This is a genomic window from Leifsonia sp. T36S-04 (assembly GCF_042465655.1).
In the GTDB taxonomy this organism is placed as follows: domain Bacteria; phylum Actinomycetota; class Actinomycetes; order Actinomycetales; family Microbacteriaceae; genus Leifsonia.
Genome location: NZ_CP146286.1, coordinates 3,338,136 through 3,354,634, shown reverse-complemented (window position 1 = coordinate 3,354,634; position 16,499 = coordinate 3,338,136). Strand labels below are relative to the sequence as shown.

Below are 16,499 nucleotides of genomic sequence, written 5' to 3'. Positions count from 1 at the left end.
CGGCGCGACCTCGGCGTGCTCCGCCGCTGCGTCCTCCGGGCCGACCTCGGCGGACGCCTGCGCGTCCGCGTGCGCGGTATCCGCGTCGGGTGCGGTCTCCGTCTCGGTCTGCTCGTCGTCGATCACGAACTCCCGGGTCCACTCCTGCTCGGCCACGTGCTCTTCGAGGACGCGCGAGTCCGGGTCGCTCTCGACGATCTCGACGACATCGATGGCCTGCGTGTCGAGCGACGCGCTGTCCGCTTCGGTACCCTCGGCCGGCTGTTCCTCGATCAATTCGGCCTCCACATACTCGGCCTCGCTTCTCACGTCGCTCATGCGTCGCCTCCGAACGATGCCTCGTAGTCGAGGAGCCAGCGTCGCTGCTCCTCGGTCACGGGATGCGGCTCACTGTAGACATGGTCGAACATCGACGCGGCGGCGGGCGGTGCGAGCTCCAGGGTGCGGCGACGGATGTCGGACGCGAGGTCCGCTCCCTCTTCGTCCGCGCTGTCGAAGAACGCCTGGCCGACGCCCTGCTGCTCCAGGAACACGCGGAAGCGGAGGATCGGGTCGCGCTCCGCCCAGTACGTCACCTCGTCGTCGCTGCGGTACTTGGTCGGGTCGTCGCTGGAGGTGTGCGCGCCCATGCGGTAGGTGAGGGCCTCGATCATGCTCGGTCCCTCGCCGTTGCGCGCGTCGTCCAGGTGCTTGGCGGTCACGGCATACGCGGCGAGCACGTCGTTGCCGTCGATCTGCACGCCCGGGATGCCGAACCCGCTGGACCGCAGATAGAGCGGGGTGCGCGACTGCGTGCTCACCGGCACGGAGATCGCCCAGTGGTTGTTCTGGAGGAAAAAGACCTGCGGGGTCTGGTAGCTCGCCGCGAAGACGTAGGCCTCGCTCACGTCGCCCTGGCTGGTGGCTCCGTCGCCGAAGTAGACGATTGACGCCTCGTCCTGGGTGGGGTCGCCGGTGCCCACCTTGCCGTCGAACTTCATACCCATCGCGTAGCCGGTCGCGTGCAGCGTCTGCGAACCGATCACCAGCGTGTAGAGGTGGAAGTTGCCGACGGCCGGGTCCGTCGGGTCCCATCCGCCGTGCGTCGTTCCGCGCAGCAGCCCGATGATGCCGATCGGGTCGATCCCGCGGATCATGCCGACGACGTGCTCGCGGTAGGTCGGGAAGAGGTGGTCCTGCGGCTTCGCCGCGTGCGCGGAGCCGACCTGGGCGCCCTCCTGGCCACGGCTGGGAACCCACAGCCCCAGCTGCCCCTGCTTCTGAAGGTTGGCGGCTTCGTCGTCGAATGCTCGGACGCGCACCATGTCACGATAGAAGCGGCGGTAGTCGTTCTCGTCGAGCCGCTCCAGGTAGGGGAGGTACTCAGCCGACGTCTCGCTCGGCTGGAAACGGCCGTCTGCGGTGAGCAGCTGGACCGTGTTCGCCGGGCGCGGGATCTCGTTCGTCGCAGCCACCGTCCTAACCTAACCTCTTGCCGGGGTGCCCATTTGGTAGCTTCCGCACAATATCTTCGGCAACCTGCAGGAGTTTGTCCACAGACGCTTCTTCTCCCACGCTGATGCGGATGCCCTCCGGCGGGAACGCGCGGACCGTGAGTCCCGCGTCGAAGAAGGCGTCGTTCGCCGCTGTGGTCTCTTCACCGGTCGCGAGCCAGACGAAGTTGCCCTGCGCCTCCGGTACCGCCCACCCCTGCTCGAGCAGCGCATCCCGAAGGCGATCCCGGAGCATGGCCACGCGAGCCACCCGCTCCATCAACTCGTCCTCGGCGTCGATCGACGCCAGGGCGGCGACGCGCGACGCGTCAGTGACCGACAGGGGGATGGCGGCCGAGCGGGCAGCGTTCAGCACTGCGGCGGGGCCCACCGCGTAGCCGATGCGCAGCGCCGCCAGACCGTAGGCCTTGGAGAACGTGCGCAGCACGACCAGGTTGGGGTAGCGCGAGAGAAGCGGGATTCCATCCACTGCTGCGTCGTCGGTGACGAACTCGTAGTAGGCCTCATCGAGCAGCACGAGCAGGTCGGAGGGGACCCGAGTCATGAAGGTGTCGAAGTCCGCGGCGGTCACGATCGTGCCGGTCGGGTTGTTGGGGCTGCACACGATCACGACGCGCGTGCGCTCGGTGATCGCCGCGGCCATCGCATCCAGGTCGTGGCTGCCGTCCGCCCGGTTCGGCACCGGGACGCTCGTGGCCCCCGCCACCGTCACCAGTCCCGGATACGCCTCGAACGACCTCCAGGAGTACACGACCTCGTCGCCCACGCCCGCGGCCGCCGAGATCAACTGCGACAGCAGCGCGACCGAACCGCTGCCCAGGTGCACCTCATCGACGCCGACGCCATGCCGCTCGGCCAGCCGCGCGCGGAGGTCCGCCCCGCCCGCGTTGGGATAGCGGTTCAGCTCCTGCAGGGTCGCCGCCACGGCCTCCACCACCGAGGGGAGGGGAGGGTAGGGGTTCTCGTTGCTCGACAGCTTGAAGCCGTCCGCCGGCGCCGGCCGCCCCTGCTTGTAGGCGGGAACGGCGACGATCTCAGGGCGCAGTCTCACGCCGAGCGTGTCTTCGGAAGTCACAGACCCAACTTAGCCGCGCCCGCATACGCCGAGGGGAATTACCTCAGAGCTGTGGACGACGCTTCCGGGCGGTGAGTCGAATCGACGAGTTGACGAAAGCGAGACCCAGGAACACGAAAGCCGGGACGCTCATCCATTCAGCGACACTGTGAGGTGATTCGAACGCGACATCTACGACCGCCAAAAGATGTAGTCCTCCGAGCCACCACCCGGCGAGGGGACGTGCGGTCAGGCGCCACCACGGTCGAGGCGGTGCCACGGGCTCATCAGCTCCCCGGAAGGACCGGGCGAGTGCGACGAGGAGCGCAGTCGACTCCACCTGGAGGATCAGCTCGGCAGCGACGACCGGGAGCCCGGGTCGCAGCAACGCTGCCAGCGCGAAGTTGAGCGCCAACATCGCCACGATGAAACCGAACTTGTGCCACGGGTTCATCACACGCAACGGCCACCCCTGCAGAGGTGGATACGTCTTCTTCTCGCGACTGGGCCGCTGAGCGGCGATACCGTGCGATGTCGACACGCCCCGACTCTAGTGCCCCTGTACCCCGGCCGCCGCGGGCTGAGAGGATGTTGCCATGCGATTCCTGCTCAGACTGATCATCAACGCCCTCGCCCTCTGGCTCACGACGCTGATCGTCAGCGGCGTCACCGTGAAGCCGTACGCGCCCGACACGACCGCGCTCGTGCTGACGTACCTGCTCATCGCGCTGATCTTCGGCGTCGTGAACGCCATCGTCGGCACGGTCATCCGGATCGTCGCCTTCCCGCTGTACATCCTGACCCTGGGGCTGATCTCGCTGCTCGTCAACGCGTTCCTGCTCTTCATCGTGTCGTGGATCAGCGATGCGCTCGGCTTCGGACTGCACATCGACGGCTTCTGGTCCGGCATCCTGGGCGCCCTTGTGCTCGGCATCATCGCCTGGCTGCTGGGCCTCATCGTCCGCCCAGCGCGCCGCGACTGAGCTGCAGCGGCCGCCGCGAGTCGGCGGGTCCACCTCGCGTGCGGGAGAATGGTGGGGTACCCGCCGCCTGATTCCGCGAGGAGCACCATGACCGCCCTGCCTCCCCAGCCGCTCAGTCCCCTCGACGGCCGCTACCGGTCCGCCGTCGTCGGACTCGGCGACCACCTCTCCGAGGCCGGCCTGAACCGTGCGCGCGTCCAGGTCGAGGTCGAATGGCTCATCTACCTGACCGAGCACAGGATGTTCGGCTCGGAACCCCTGACCGACGAGCAGAAGCGCGCCCTCCGTGCCCTCGCCGACGAATTCGGGCAGCCCGAGATCGACCGCCTCGCCGAGCTCGAGGCGACGACCAAGCACGACGTCAAGGCCGTCGAGTACCTGGTGCGGGAGCGGCTGCACGCGCTCGGCCTCGACCGCATCGCCGAGTTGACGCACTTCGCGGCGACCAGTGAAGACATCAACAACCTCTCCTACGCGCTGACGGTGAGCGCGGCGGTGCGGGAATCGTGGCTCCCGAAGTTCCGCGCGGTCATCGCCGAGCTGCGTGCGCAGGCGAAGCAGTACCGCGGCGACGCGATGCTGGCCCGCACGCACGGGCAGCCGGCCACGCCGACGACGATGGGCAAAGAGCTCGCGGTGTTCGTCCACCGGCTGGAGCGGGTGCGCACCCAGATCGAAGCGGGCGTCCACCTCGGCAAGTTCAGCGGCGCCACCGGTACCTTCGCGGCCCACCTCATCGCCGACCCGGATGCCGACTGGCCCCGGATCTCGCGCGAGTTCGTCGAGAGCCTCGGCCTCGACTGGAACCCCCTGACCACGCAGATCGAGTCGCACGACTGGCAGGCCGAGCTGTACGCCCGCATCTCGCACGCGAACCGCATCCTGCACAACCTCTGCACCGACATCTGGACCTACATCTCGCTCGGGTACTTCCGTCAGGTGCCCGAAGCCGGCGCGACAGGGTCCTCCACCATGCCGCACAAGGTGAACCCGATCCGGTTCGAGAACGCCGAGGCCAACCTCGAGCTCTCGAGCGCGGTGCTCGACTCGCTCGCCGCGACGCTGGTCACGAGCCGCCTCCAGCGAGACCTGACCGACTCGACCACCCAGCGCAACATCGGCGTCGGCCTCGGTCACTCGCTGCTCGCGCTCGACAACATCGAGCGCGGCCTCGGTCAGATCACTCTCGACCGGGACGTGCTCGCCGCCGACCTCGACGCCAACTGGGAGGTGCTCGCGGAGGCCATCCAGACCGTGATTCGCGCGGAGGTGACCGCCGGCCGCTCGACGATCGCCGACCCGTACGCCCTGCTGAAGGAGCTGACGCGCGGCAAGCGCGTCGATCAGGCGGCGTTGACCGAGTTCGTCAACGGGCTCGAGATCGGCCAGGCGGCGAAGAACCGCCTCCTCGCACTCACGCCCGCCGGGTACGTCGGACTGGCGTCCGAGCTGGTCGACTACCTCTGACGGCTGCCGGCCGGCACGCGCCGGTCAGTGCGCGCCGGTCAGTGCCCGCGCGGGCGGTCGTCGCCTTCCGCGCGGGCCTGAGCGGCCTTGGCGCGAGCCTCGGCATCCTGTTCGTGGATGTCCTCAACCTCGGCCTCGGTCGGCTTGAAGGCGAGCGCGAAGAGCGCCAGCAGCACGAGGGCGACGATGAAAGTCACACCGAGCGCGATTCCGGCGAGCACGAATTCGCGCGTCGCCATCAGGACGATGAGCCCGACGAAGACGGCAAGGCCGGCGGAGATCCCCAGGAGCTCGACCGGCAGGAAGCGGTCACGACGGCTGGGCTGGAGGTTCTGAGTCACTCGGGGGTCTTTCTTGTCGCGCGAAGTCACGATCCGCTCTCCACTCCGGGGCCTTTCGCGCCGTCGCGTGCCGCAGACCGCAGCGTGGCCGCGCCGATGCCCTGGAAGACGCCGACGACGACCGCCCACGCGCCGAAGAGCCCGATCGCGAGGATGGCGTCGGCCGGGGCGAAGAGGAGCACGAGCGCGAGCACGGCCGTGATCGCGCCGGTGATGAGCCAGTCGCGGGCCGCTGCATCCCGGGTGCGCTCCCGGATGCCGTTGTAGAGCTCGAGGAAGCCGGTGAGCGCCGCCCACACGGTCACCAGGTAGAGGAAGAGGCCGAGACCCCCGCCGGACAGGGCGAGGGCGAACACGCCCGCGAGGACGCCGATCGCCCCCTGGGCCGCGAAGAGCGTGCGGGTGAGCCTGCGGCCCGCCAGCATCCAGCTCAGGATGCCGGTCGCCAGGCCGTCGACCAGGGCGAAGATCCCGAAGACGACCAGCCCGAACGTCGCGGTGTGCGCGTCCCGCGTGAAGGTGATGACCGCCCCGGCGGCGAGGGCCACGACGGCCCGGACGGCGGGGACGACCCAGTACCGGGTGTGCGCGTGCGCGCTGGTGTTCTGGGCGGGAACGGCGGTAGCCACGAGGCGACCTCTTTCGTACGGATTCGCCCTCCAGTCTAGTCGGCGGGTTCCTGCGCGTTCGCCGCATCCGCGGGCGCGCGCTCGCTACGATCGCGGCATGCGAATCGGTTTCGCGGCACTGCGCGCGGTGGTCTTCCTCCTGATGCTCGCGGCCGTCATCGCCCAGCTGGGCACCAGCATCCACTCGACGAGCCAGCGCGGCGGCAACGTGGTCGGCCTGGTTCTGAACTTCTTCAGCTTCTTCACGATCGACTCGAACGTCCTCGGGATCGTGGTGCTCGGGATCGGCGCCGTGCTGCTCCTCGTGCGGCGGGGGGACGACCCGGGGTGGTTCACGGCGCTCCGCGCGGCCGCGGTCACGTACCTGGTGACGACCGGGGTGGTCTACAACCTGCTGCTGCGCAATATCCCGCTTCCGCAGGGCACCACCGTCGGCTGGTCGAACGAGATCCTTCACGTGGTCGCGCCCCTGTACCTGCTGATCGACTGGCTGTTCGCTCCCGGCCGCACCCCGCTCCGGCCGCGCGCCGTATGGGGGATCGCGGTGTTCCCGATCGTGTGGGCCCTGTACACGCTGATCCGCGCGCCGTTCGCCGCCGAGCCGGTCACCGGGAAGCAACCGTGGTACCCGTATCCGTTCCTCAACCCGCAGACCAGCCCGAACGGATACCTCTCGGTGGCGTTCTACGTGGTGCTGATCGCCGTCGTCATCCTTGCTGCGGGCTACGGCGTCGTGTGGATCTCGCGCCGGTGGAGCGTCAGACGGCGGTCGGACGCGCCGGACGCGCGGGGCGCGCAGGACGCGGCTCGGGATCCTCGGCACGCGCCCACTGGATGACGGCTGCCAGCCCACCCACCGCCAGGAGGAACGCACCCGTCGGAGTGACGGTATCGGCGACTCCGTGCTGCGTCAGGACGGCGGAGACGATCCCGGCTGCCGCGCCGCACCCCGCGACGACGGCGAACGCATACGAGATCGCCCGCGCTACTCCCTGGATCACGAGCCCGCGCACGGCGAGCGCGAGCGCCGCGATCAGCCACAGCGCGATCACCGGCAGGGCGAGAAGGAGTCCGAGCGGATCCCGCAGCAGAACACCGGGGATCACGTAGATCAGCGTCGCGGCGAGCAGCAGCACGAGACCCAGACCCGCCGAGGCGCGGATGCGTCCCGCGTCGGTTCGCAGCCCCCGGATCGGACGCAGCAACGCCGGCCAGGTGAAGGCCACCGCGAACGCCACGAGAGCGAGCGCCACGCTGCCCGCGCCCAGCAGTACGGGGAGGAGGATGCCGATCATCCCTCTATTGAAAGGGTGCCCCGGTGCCCCGCGCGTCCTCCGAGAGGATGATCCAGACAGCCGGCGGCGTTAGATCGGGGCCATGTCCGTGAAGCGCGAGTAGTGGCCCTGGAAGGCGACGGTCACCGTCCGCGTCGGGCCGTTTCGGTGCTTGGCCACGATCAGGTCCGCCTCGCCCGCGCGGGGGTTGTCCTTCTCGTAGGCGGACTCGCGGTGAAGCAGGATGACCATGTCGGCGTCCTGCTCGATCGATCCCGATTCGCGCAGGTCGCTCAGAGCGGGGAGCTTGTCGGCGCGCTGCTCGGGGCCACGGTTCAGCTGCGACAGGGCGATCACCGGCACCTGGAGCTCCTTGGCGAGAAGCTTCAGTGCTCGCGAGAACTCGCTGACCTCCTGCTGGCGGCTCTCCACGCGCTTGCCGCTCGTCATGAGCTGCAGGTAGTCGATGATCACCATCTTGAGGCCGACGCGCTGCTTGAGGCGGCGGCACTTCGCGCGGATCTCGACCAGCGTCATGTTGGGGCTGTCGTCGATGTAGAGCGGAGCGTCGTTGATGCGGCCGCGTGTGGACGCGATGGTCGTCCAGTCCCGGGTGTCGACCGTTCCCTTTCGCATGTTCTGCAGCGGCACCGACGCCTCTGCCGACAGCAGGCGCATCGCGATCTCGCTGCGGCCCATCTCGAGTGAGAAGAAGATGGTCGGCATGTCGTGCTTGATCGCCGCGGCGCGTGCGAAGTCGAGAGCAAGTGTCGACTTACCGAGCGCGGGACGCGCGGCCACGATCACCATCTGACCCGGGTGGAGGCCGTTCGTGAGCTCGTCGAGTTCCGCGAACCCGGTGGGGACACCGGTCATCGAGCCGTCCTTGTGCTTGGCCGCCTCGATCTCGTCGATCGCGACGGTCACCGCCTCGGTCAGCGGGACGTAGTCCTCCGTCTCCTGCGTCCCGGTCACCGAGTAGATCTCCGCCTGGGCGTTGTTGACGAGGTCGAGCACCTCGCCCTCGGCCTTGTAACCCATCTGCGTGATCCGCGTGCCGGCCTCGACCAGGCGACGCAGCAGCGCCTTCTCGCCGACGATGTTGGCGTAGTAGCCGGCGTTGGCTGCGGTGGGCACGAGGCTGGTGAGGGTGTGCAGGTATTCGGCCCCACCCGCACGGGACAGCTCGCCGATCTTGGTCAGCTCGTCGGTGACGGTGATCACGTCCGTCGGCTCGCCGTGCGAGTAGAGCGACAGGATGGCGTCGTAGATGATCTCGTGCTTGGGGATGTAGAAGTCGGTGCCGCGGATGACCTCGACGACGTCTGCAACAGCGTCCTTGCTGAGCAGCATGCCCCCGAGCGCGCTCTGTTCGGCGAGCAGGTCGTGCGGGGGAGTGCGCTCCGAGGAACGGGCGTCACCCGGGTCACGACTGTCGGCGAGACCGATATGGGCGATCGACACGTTCATTCCTCACTTCTCGCGTGCGTTGAGGCACGACGGGACCACGCGGGGCTTCAGCTCGCACTCGTCACGCGCGCGACTGCCACGGCTCGATTGTCGGGACGACCTCTGACATTCCCGCTTGCGCGGCGGTCGTCCGCTGACGTCGGTCCACCATACGAACGCCTCTTGGATGTGCACAACTCAGCCTGTGGATAAAACTGGGGAGAACGTGCGCGAAACGCCGTGGAGCGTGTGTAGAAGCTGTGTAGAAACCTGGGGACAACAAATGAGCTGTGGCGGACATATTGCCGCTGACCAGCCTTTTGTCTTTCCTCAGGCTGTGGGTAAAAAGATCATTGAACCCTGTGTTCAAGGTTGTCGCATCGGCGCGAGGACCTGTGTACAAGACCGGGAAAAATCCCCTTAACGAGAGGTAGCGGCGGGCCATTGCCCGCCGCTACACTTTCGCGTTCGTGACTACTTCGCAGCAACCACCTGCAGGGTGATGACGGCAGAGAGGTCGTCGTGCAGACGCACGGTCGCCTCGTGGTCGCCGACCACCTTGATGGGGTTGGGGAGCTCGATCTTGCGCTTGTCGAGCTCGCCGATGCCGGCCGCCTTGACGGCGTCCGCGACATCGCCGGTCTTCACCGAGCCGAACAGACGGCCCTCGCGGCCCGCCTTGACGGTCAGCTTGACCTTGGTCGCCTCGAGCTTGGCCTTGAGGTCCTGGGCCTGCTCGACGGTGTGCAGCTCGCGCGCTGCGCGGGCCGCCTTGATCTGCTCGACCTGCTTCTCGCCGCCGCGGCTCCACGAGATCGCGAAGCCCTGGGGGACGAGGTAGTTGCGGGCGTAGCCGTTCTTGACGTCGACGACGTCACCGGCCGAGCCGAGGCCGGTGACCTCGTGCGTGAGAATAACCTTCGACATGTCGTTGCTCCTTAGCGGCCAGAGCCGGCGTAGGGGAGGAGCGCCATCTCGCGCGCGTTCTTGACCGCGCGGGCGATGAGTCGCTGCTCCTGAACGGAGACACCGGTGATACGGCGAGCGCGGATCTTTCCACGCTCGGAGATGAACTTGCGCAGGGTGGCGACGTCCTTGTAATCGATGACGCCCACGCGAATGGACTTCGCGGGTGCGGCGTTCTTGCCGTCCTTACCCTTGCGGATCGGCTTGCGGCGGTCGCCGCTCGACTTTCCAGCCATGGTTTCCTTTGCTTTCCGCCCTGCCGGCTACGACCGGCGGGCTGATGATGTGTGCCCCTCGTGCGAGAGGCGAGTCTCGTTAGAAGGGGGTCTCGTCGTTGTAGGAGCCCGGAGTGTTCCAGACATCCGCACCGGCGGACGGATCCGCGGGAGCCGAAGCGGCCCACGGCTCCTCGACAGCGGGAGCACCGCCGCCGAAGCCGCCCTGCGGCCGTCCCCCACCGGAGGACTGGGCACGGGTGACCTGGGCGGTGGCGTAGCGCAGCGACGGGCCGATCTCATCGATCTCGAGCTCCATGCTGGTGCGCTTCTCGCCTTCCTTCGTCTCGTAGGAGCGCTGCTTGAGGCGTCCCTGCGCGATGACGCGGGATCCCTTGGTCAGCGTTCCGGCGACGTGTTCCGCGAACTCGCGCCAGACACTGGCGCGGAGGAACAGTGCCTCACCGTCCTTCCACTCGTTCGCCTGACGGTCGAACGTGCGGGGGGTGGATGCGATGGTGAAGTTGGCGACTGCCAGCCCGTTCTGCGTGTACCGCAGCTCGGGGTCGGCCGTGAGGTTTCCCACCACGGTGATGACGGTCTCGCCGGCCATGGGACTAGGCGCCGGCCTTCTCGGAGGTGGCGACCTTGCGGGCGGCCTTCTCGTCGGCGCGCTTCTGAGCGGCGGCGACCTGGGCGATCGCCTCTTCCGCGCGGAGGACCTTGGTGCGCATGACGGCCTCGCTGAGCTTCAGCTGGCGGTCGAGCTCCTTGGTCGTGTCTCCCTCTGCGGTGAGCTGCACGACGGCGTAGATACCCTCGGTCTTCTTGTTGATCTCGTAAGCCAGGCGGCGACGTCCCCAGATGTCGACGTTGTCGATCGTTCCACCGTCGTTGCGAACGACGTTGAGGAACTTGTCAAGGCTCGGAGCCACGGTGCGCTCATCGATCTCTGGATCGAGGATGACCATCAACTCGTACTGATGCATGACTAACCCACCTCCTCTGGTCTCAGCGGCTGCAGACGTTCTGCAGCAGGAGGGTGTCATAGACGTGCCCAGCGCAGATCTGCGCCCGGGCAACTTATCTAGCGTAACGGATGCGGGTGCGGGGCGCCAGCCGGCGGTGATCTCGGTCATATCCCCACTCTCGCGGGAGCGACTCATCCTTTCGGCGACACCGCCGTATCCGTGGATAACGCCTTCCGGCAAGTGCCTGTGGACAGGGCGCCGATCCGAGGGTCAGCGATCAGCCCACCACGCGAGCAGACGCCGTGTCGCCTCCTCCTCGCCGAGCGGCCCTTCGTCGAGGCGCAGCTCGAGCAGGAACTTCATCGCCTGGCCGACCTCACGCCCGGGGCGGATGCCCAGGAGATGCATCACCTGTTCGCCGTTCAGATCGGGCCGGACGGAGTCGAGCTCCTCCTGCTCCTGGAGTTCGCGGATGCGTGTCTCGAGATCGTCGTAGGCGAAGGCGAGACGATCCGCCTTGCGCCGGTTCCGCGTCGTCACATCCGCCCGGGTGAGCATGTGCAGCCGCTCCAGCTCGGGACCGGCGTCCCGGACGTAGCGGCGCACGGCCGAGTCGGTCCACTGCGCATCGGCGTAGCCGAAGAACCGCAGGTGCAGCTCGATGAGGCGGGAGACCGAGTCGATGGTCGCCTTGTCGAAGCGCAGCGCGGTGAGCCGCTTCTTGGCCAGCTTCGCCCCGACGAGGTCGTGATGGTAGAAGCTGACCGCCCCGCCCGGTTCGAAGCGACGCGTGGCCGGCTTGCCGATGTCGTGCAGGATCGCGGCCAGCCGCAGGACGAGGTCGGGCGCCTCGCCGGGATGCCGCTCCTTCTCGTAACCGATCGCCTGCTCCAGCACGGTCAGGCTGTGCTGGTAGACGTCCTTGTGGTGATGGTGCTCGTCGGCCTCGAGCATCAGGGCCGGGATCTCGGGGATCACCAGCTCCGCGAGTCCACTGGCGACCAGCAGTTCCAGTCCCGGCCGTGGCTCATCGGCCTGGAGCAGCTTGCTCAGTTCGTCGCGCACACGTTCGGCACTGATGATCCGGATGCGCTCCGCCATTGCGAGCATCGCCGCCCGCGTCTCCTCGTCGACGGTGAATCCCAGCTGTGCGGTGAAGCGCGCGGCGCGCATCATGCGGAGCGGATCGTCGCCGAACGAGATCTGCGGGGTGCTGGGCGTCCGCAGCACCCCGGCGATCAGGTCTTCGACGCCACCAGAAGGATCGACCAGTCGTACCTCGGGCAGGCGCAGCGCGAGCGCGTTGACGGTGAAGTCGCGGCGAAGCAGATCGCCCTCGAGGCTGTCGCCGAACTCGACCTCCGGCTTCCGGGTCGTGCCGTCGTAGCTATCGGTTCGGTACGTCGTGATCTCAACGGTGTCGTCGCCGAGTCGCGCGCCGATCGTGCCGTACTGACGACCCACATCCCAGACCGCGTCGGCAATGGGCGCGACGATGCTCAGGATGTCGTCAGGTCGCGCGTCCGTCGTGAAGTCGAGGTCGTGAACCACGCGCCCGAGGAGGGCGTCCCGGACGGGTCCACCGACGAGCGCGATTTCGTGTCCTGCGGCCTCGAAGGCGTCGGCGAGGCGGGCGACCGACGGCGTTCGCGCGAGGTCGCCGAGGCGTTCGAGGGATTCGGCGACGCTCTGCATGGTCCCCCAGTTTAACGGCCTCGCTCGCCGGGCTCCCAGCGGGTGACCTCTACAATCGTCGTCATGGAGGCCGAGTCGGGATCGCGCGTCGGCGCATGAGCGCAGCCTCCTCCACCCTCCGGCGGGGTGCGACGCTTCGCGGCCGCCTGCGGGTCGTCGCTTCTGCCGTGGCCATCGGCGCGCTGTTCAGCGTGACCACGGCCGGGATGGGGGAGCCTGCCCGGGCGGCGACACCGACGCCCGCGCCTTCACCGTCCGCCTCCGCGGGCTCCGAGCTGACGGCGGCCATCACGGCGGACGACGGTGGCGTGGCCAGTCCCGGAACGGACCTCACGCTCTCCGTCACCGTCTCCAACCCCACGGACACCGCGTACTCCTCGGGCTCGGTCAGCGTCTGGGTGGACCCGGCGCCGCTGAGCGGGCGTGCGGGCCTCGCCACCTGGCTGACCTCCACGGACACCCCTTCTGGAACGTCCTCGCTCGGTCAGGCCCAGCTGAACACCCTCGAGCCCGGTGCCAGCACTGTCGTCCGGATCACGGCTCCGCCCGCGTCGCTCCCGTTCGCCGGACGCACCTCCGCGGCAGTGTTCGGGATCGGCGCGACGGTGCACGCCGGCTCCGACGACGCCGACGCACGGGGTTCGGTGGTCTGGAACCCGGGCGGGACCGCGAAACAAGCGAGCCTGAACGTCATGCTCCCGATCGTCACGCCGGCCGGCTCGGACGGACTCATCGCCGCAGACGATCTGGCGACCTATACCTCCCCGAACGGCATCCTCACCCGCGAACTCGACGGGCTCACCGGCCACACGACGGTGACGGTCGGCATCGATCCGATGATCATCGCCTCCATCCGCGTTCTCGGCAATGCCGCCCCGGCGAGCGCTCTGGAGTGGCTGACCCGGCTCTCCGACATCCCGAACGAAACCTTCTCACTGGGTTACGCGGATTCCGATGCCGTCGGGCAGCTGCAGGCCGGGCTGCCGGCGCCGCTCCAGCCCACCTCTCTCGCCTACGCCATCGACCCGAAGAACTTCTCCCCGTCGCCCACTCCCGTCGGCGAGCCGTCCACCGCGACGCCGACGCAGAGTCCGACGACGGGGACGACACCCAGCCCGAGTCCCACCACGTCACCGGGGCCGGCGGTTCCCGACCTCAAGACCCTGCTCGCCTGGGATTACACGCTCACCGGCATCACCTGGCCGGGCGACAAGACCGTCCGTCGCGCCGACCTGGCCCCCCTCGCCGCCGCCGGCCTCACCACCACGATCGTGTCGGGCAGCAACACCAACGCGGCCGACCTGGCGACCACCCCCGACGCGCCGTTCACCTCCGGGAACGAGCACCTCGTCTCCTCCGATCAGAGACTCAGCGAGGCACTCCGCCAGGCGATCGCCGCGCCGAGCGACGTCGCCTGGAACTCGGCCATGTCGAAGGTGAACGCGCAGCTGGAACTGATCAGTCAGGAGTCGGGCGACGCGCGCAGGCTGCTCGTTGCGCTGGACCGCTCGTGGCCGTCCAGCGGAACCCAGCTCGAGCGCACGCTCAATTCGCTCTTCTCGTCCCCCTGGTCGGCTCCCGCAACCCTCTCGGCGGTGGCGGACGCGCCGCCCACGTCCGGCCTCGACCTGGTCGATGCGCCCGAGTCCGCCGAGCGCATCGCGAACATCCGCGCGCTGGTTCAGGATGAGGGGTCGCTCGGGCAGTTCGCGACCATCCTCGACGACCCCACACGACTGACGGGACGCACTCGGGCCGACCTTCTCACTCTGCTCGCCATCACCTGGCTCAATCCGCGTACGGACTGGGACACGGCCGTCGTGAAGGAACGGGCGGCGACGGTCAAGACGCTGCACTCCATCCGCATCCTCCCGACCGAGAACGTCAACCTCGTGAGCGCGCAGGGCTCGATCCCGTTCACCGTGAGCAACGACCTGCCCAACGACGCAGCGACCATTGTGCTGGTCGCCGCCCCCTCGAACAGCCGCCTCGAGATCGACCAGTCGACGACCAAGCGCATCCTGCAGGACTCCCGGGCCACCGTGCTCGTTCCCGTCAAGGCGAAGGTCGGAAACGGTCAGGTCGTCCTCTCGCTGCACCTCTACAGCCCGACAGGGGTACCGATCGGCGACCCGACCTCCGTGACAGTGGATGTCCACGCCGACTGGGAGGGCATCGGCGCCGTGATCTTCGGCATCCTGCTCGTGCTCCTGTTCGGGTTCGGGATCGTGCGCAACATCCTGCGCCGTCGGTCCAAGAGCGCTGACGATGCGGACGTAACCCCCTCACCGGGTTCCACCACTCCCGAGGAGCGCCCCGGTGGCTAGCGTCGGACGGGCCACCGCCCTGCTGGCCTCCGGAACCCTCGTGTCGAGGCTGCTGGGATTCGGGAAAGCCTGGCTCCTCGTTCAAGCGATCGGCGTCGTCTCGTTCGCCGCGAACGCCTACGGCACGGCGACCGCCATCCCGAACAGCCTGTATGCGCTCATCGCCCAGGGCATCCTCAACGCCATCCTGGTGCCGCAGATCGTCCGCGCCTCGGTGAACGCCGACGGTGGCCGCGCGTACATCAACAAGCTGGTGACCCTCGGCATCGTGGTCTTCGCTGGCCTCGCCCTGGTCGCGACCTTCCTGGCTCCACTGCTCGTCACGCTCTTCGGGGTTCCCGAGGCGCAGCGGGAACTCGCAACCGCCTTCGCCTATTGGTCGCTGCCTCAGATCTTCTTCCTCGGCCTCTACACACTGCTCGGCGAGGTGCTCAACGCGCGCAAGTCGTTCGGGCCGTTCACCTGGGCGCCCGTCGTCAACAACATCGTCGCGATCGTCATGCTGGGGGTGTTCATCCTCGCCTTCGGTGCCTTCGCAACGGGCAACGTGCACGCCGACTGGACGTTCGGGATGGTCGCTCTGCTCGCCGGCGGCGCAACACTGGGCATCGCCGTCCAAGCCCTCGTCCTCTTCGTCTTCTGGCGGCGGGTCGGATTGCGCTTCCGCTTCGACTTCGGGTGGCGTGGCGTGAACCTCGGAACCGCCGGGAAGGCGGCCGGATGGACGTTCGCCATGCTCGTCGCCACCCAGGTGGCCGGCCTCATCGAGATCAACGTCTCCAACTCCGCCGGGCCGGACTTCGCCGGTTCCTTCGCCATGCAGAACGCCTGGCTGATCTTCATGCTGCCGCACGGCATCATCGCCGTCTCGATCGTCACGGCGTACTACACGCGAATGGCGGAGCACGCCCATCGGGGAGCGACGAGCGCGTTCCGGGACGACTTCTCGTCCGCTGCGCGGTCCATCATGTTGCTGATCGTGTTCTCCTCGGCCGCGCTGATCGTCACGGCCTATCCGATCGCGCGGGTCTTCACCTCCGACTATCAAGCGCTCGGGCTCGTCCTGATCGCCTACCTCATCGGTCTCGTCCCGTTCTCGCTCGTGTTCATGGCGCAGCGGGCGTTCTACTCGCTGGGCGACACCCGAACCCCGTTCCTCTTCACGTTGGCACAGGTGATCGTCGTGATCGTCGGAGTTCTGCTCTGCTTCCTGGTCCCGCCGGAGATCCGCGCGGCATCGGTGGCCCTCGTGGTGTCCGTCGCCAGCGTGGTGCAGGCCCTCCTGGCGTTCGCCCTTCTTCGTCGACGAACCGGGGGAGTGGATGGTGGCCGCATCCTGGCCTCGCTGTGGCGGTTCGTCGTCGCCGGTCTGGCAGCCATCGCAGCGGGAGCCGGTTTCCTCGTCATCCTCGGCGGGACCGGTTCCGGTGCATTCCCGGTGAGCGGTCCGGTCGCGGCCGTCGCGGCCACCGCGATCATCGGGGTCGTCATGCTGATCGTGTACGCAGGCTTCCTGGTCCTGCTCCGTTCGCCCGATCTCGAGAGCGGCCTCGCGCCCATCCTGAACCGCGCCGGAGGGCGTTCTCGCACACCCAGGTGATACGGAATAGCATCCGCCTAGGATGTGTTCTACAG

General features: G+C 68.1%; 17 protein-coding genes. 5 read left to right on the top strand and 12 right to left on the bottom strand.

Going from position 1 to position 16,499, the window contains the following annotated elements; genetic code table 11:
- Positions 1-314: 314 nt before the first annotated feature.
- Genes P3F85_RS16385 through P3F85_RS16375 form a run of 3 tightly spaced genes read right to left on the bottom strand, consistent with a single transcriptional unit; the run spans position 315 to position 3,088 of the window.
- Positions 315-1,454, bottom strand: coding sequence for a thiamine pyrophosphate-dependent dehydrogenase E1 component subunit alpha (locus P3F85_RS16385; RefSeq protein ID WP_374008905.1), 1,140 nt, complete (start codon positions 1,452-1,454; stop codon positions 315-317).
- 4 nt (positions 1,455-1,458) lie between these two features.
- Complete coding sequence (locus P3F85_RS16380; RefSeq protein ID WP_374008904.1) at positions 1,459-2,568, bottom strand: pyridoxal phosphate-dependent aminotransferase; 1,110 nt, start codon at positions 2,566-2,568, stop codon at positions 1,459-1,461.
- A 43-nt stretch (positions 2,569-2,611) separates the two neighbouring features.
- Positions 2,612-3,088 carry a hypothetical protein gene (locus P3F85_RS16375; protein ID WP_374008903.1) on the bottom strand — a complete coding sequence of 159 codons (477 nt, stop codon included), beginning with the start codon at positions 3,086-3,088 and terminating at the stop codon, positions 2,612-2,614.
- A 55-nt stretch (positions 3,089-3,143) separates the two neighbouring features.
- Here P3F85_RS16375 and P3F85_RS16370 point away from each other — a divergent pair, with 55 nt between their 5' ends.
- Together P3F85_RS16370 and purB are read left to right on the top strand one after the other, a co-directional pair.
- Entirely contained in the window at positions 3,144-3,530 is a 387-nt protein-coding gene (locus P3F85_RS16370) for a phage holin family protein (protein ID WP_374008902.1), read from the top strand.
- 87 nt (positions 3,531-3,617) lie between these two features.
- The gene (purB, locus tag P3F85_RS16365) at positions 3,618-4,997 is read left to right on the top strand and encodes an adenylosuccinate lyase (protein ID WP_374008901.1); all 1,380 of its coding nucleotides are present in this window, start codon (positions 3,618-3,620) and stop codon (positions 4,995-4,997) included.
- A gap of 38 nt (positions 4,998-5,035) precedes the next feature.
- Here the strand turns inward: purB and P3F85_RS16360 are convergent, their stop codons facing one another.
- Complete coding sequence (locus P3F85_RS16360) at positions 5,036-5,338, bottom strand: hypothetical protein (protein WP_374008900.1); 303 nt, start codon at positions 5,336-5,338, stop codon at positions 5,036-5,038.
- Between the two features lie 26 nt (positions 5,339-5,364).
- Positions 5,365-5,967, bottom strand: coding sequence for a DUF308 domain-containing protein (locus P3F85_RS16355; RefSeq protein ID WP_374008899.1), 603 nt, complete (start codon positions 5,965-5,967; stop codon positions 5,365-5,367).
- Positions 5,968-6,064: 97 nt separating this feature from the next.
- Here P3F85_RS16355 and P3F85_RS16350 point away from each other — a divergent pair, with 97 nt between their 5' ends.
- Positions 6,065-6,805: a Pr6Pr family membrane protein gene (locus P3F85_RS16350; RefSeq protein ID WP_374008898.1), complete on the top strand. Its 741-nt coding sequence runs from the start codon at positions 6,065-6,067 to the stop codon at positions 6,803-6,805.
- On the opposite strand, the gene P3F85_RS16345 is transcribed toward P3F85_RS16350, so the two are convergent.
- From P3F85_RS16345 to P3F85_RS16315, 7 genes are all read right to left on the bottom strand, one after another.
- Positions 6,726-7,262, bottom strand: coding sequence for a hypothetical protein (locus tag P3F85_RS16345; protein ID WP_374008897.1), 537 nt, complete (start codon positions 7,260-7,262; stop codon positions 6,726-6,728). The genes P3F85_RS16350 and P3F85_RS16345 overlap by 80 nt on opposite strands.
- Before the next feature lie 69 nt (positions 7,263-7,331).
- Positions 7,332-8,705, bottom strand: coding sequence for a replicative DNA helicase (dnaB, locus tag P3F85_RS16340; RefSeq protein ID WP_374008896.1), 1,374 nt, complete (start codon positions 8,703-8,705; stop codon positions 7,332-7,334).
- Positions 8,706-9,164: 459 nt separating this feature from the next.
- Positions 9,165-9,617 (bottom strand): 50S ribosomal protein L9, encoded by a 453-nt coding sequence (gene rplI, locus P3F85_RS16335; protein ID WP_374008895.1) that lies wholly within the window; start codon positions 9,615-9,617, stop codon positions 9,165-9,167.
- Between the two features lie 11 nt (positions 9,618-9,628).
- The gene (gene rpsR / locus P3F85_RS16330) at positions 9,629-9,892 is read right to left on the bottom strand and encodes a 30S ribosomal protein S18 (RefSeq protein WP_055897232.1); all 264 of its coding nucleotides are present in this window, start codon (positions 9,890-9,892) and stop codon (positions 9,629-9,631) included.
- A gap of 79 nt (positions 9,893-9,971) precedes the next feature.
- A complete protein-coding gene (locus P3F85_RS16325) occupies positions 9,972-10,484 on the bottom strand; it encodes a single-stranded DNA-binding protein (protein WP_374008894.1) in 513 nt (170 codons plus the stop codon).
- A gap of 4 nt (positions 10,485-10,488) precedes the next feature.
- Positions 10,489-10,860 carry a 30S ribosomal protein S6 gene (gene rpsF, locus P3F85_RS16320; RefSeq protein ID WP_374008893.1) on the bottom strand — a complete coding sequence of 124 codons (372 nt, stop codon included), beginning with the start codon at positions 10,858-10,860 and terminating at the stop codon, positions 10,489-10,491.
- 252 nt (positions 10,861-11,112) lie between these two features.
- Positions 11,113-12,537 (bottom strand): CCA tRNA nucleotidyltransferase, encoded by a 1,425-nt coding sequence (locus P3F85_RS16315; protein WP_374008892.1) that lies wholly within the window; start codon positions 12,535-12,537, stop codon positions 11,113-11,115.
- A 95-nt stretch (positions 12,538-12,632) separates the two neighbouring features.
- Between P3F85_RS16315 and P3F85_RS16310 the strand changes: the two genes are divergently transcribed.
- Together P3F85_RS16310 and murJ are read left to right on the top strand one after the other, a co-directional pair.
- Positions 12,633-14,864 (top strand): DUF6049 family protein, encoded by a 2,232-nt coding sequence (locus P3F85_RS16310; protein WP_374008891.1) that lies wholly within the window; start codon positions 12,633-12,635, stop codon positions 14,862-14,864.
- Positions 14,857-16,464 carry a murein biosynthesis integral membrane protein MurJ gene (gene murJ, locus P3F85_RS16305; protein ID WP_374008890.1) on the top strand — a complete coding sequence of 536 codons (1,608 nt, stop codon included), beginning with the start codon at positions 14,857-14,859 and terminating at the stop codon, positions 16,462-16,464. The genes P3F85_RS16310 and murJ overlap by 8 nt, the downstream gene beginning before the upstream one ends.
- Positions 16,465-16,499 lie beyond the last annotated feature (35 nt).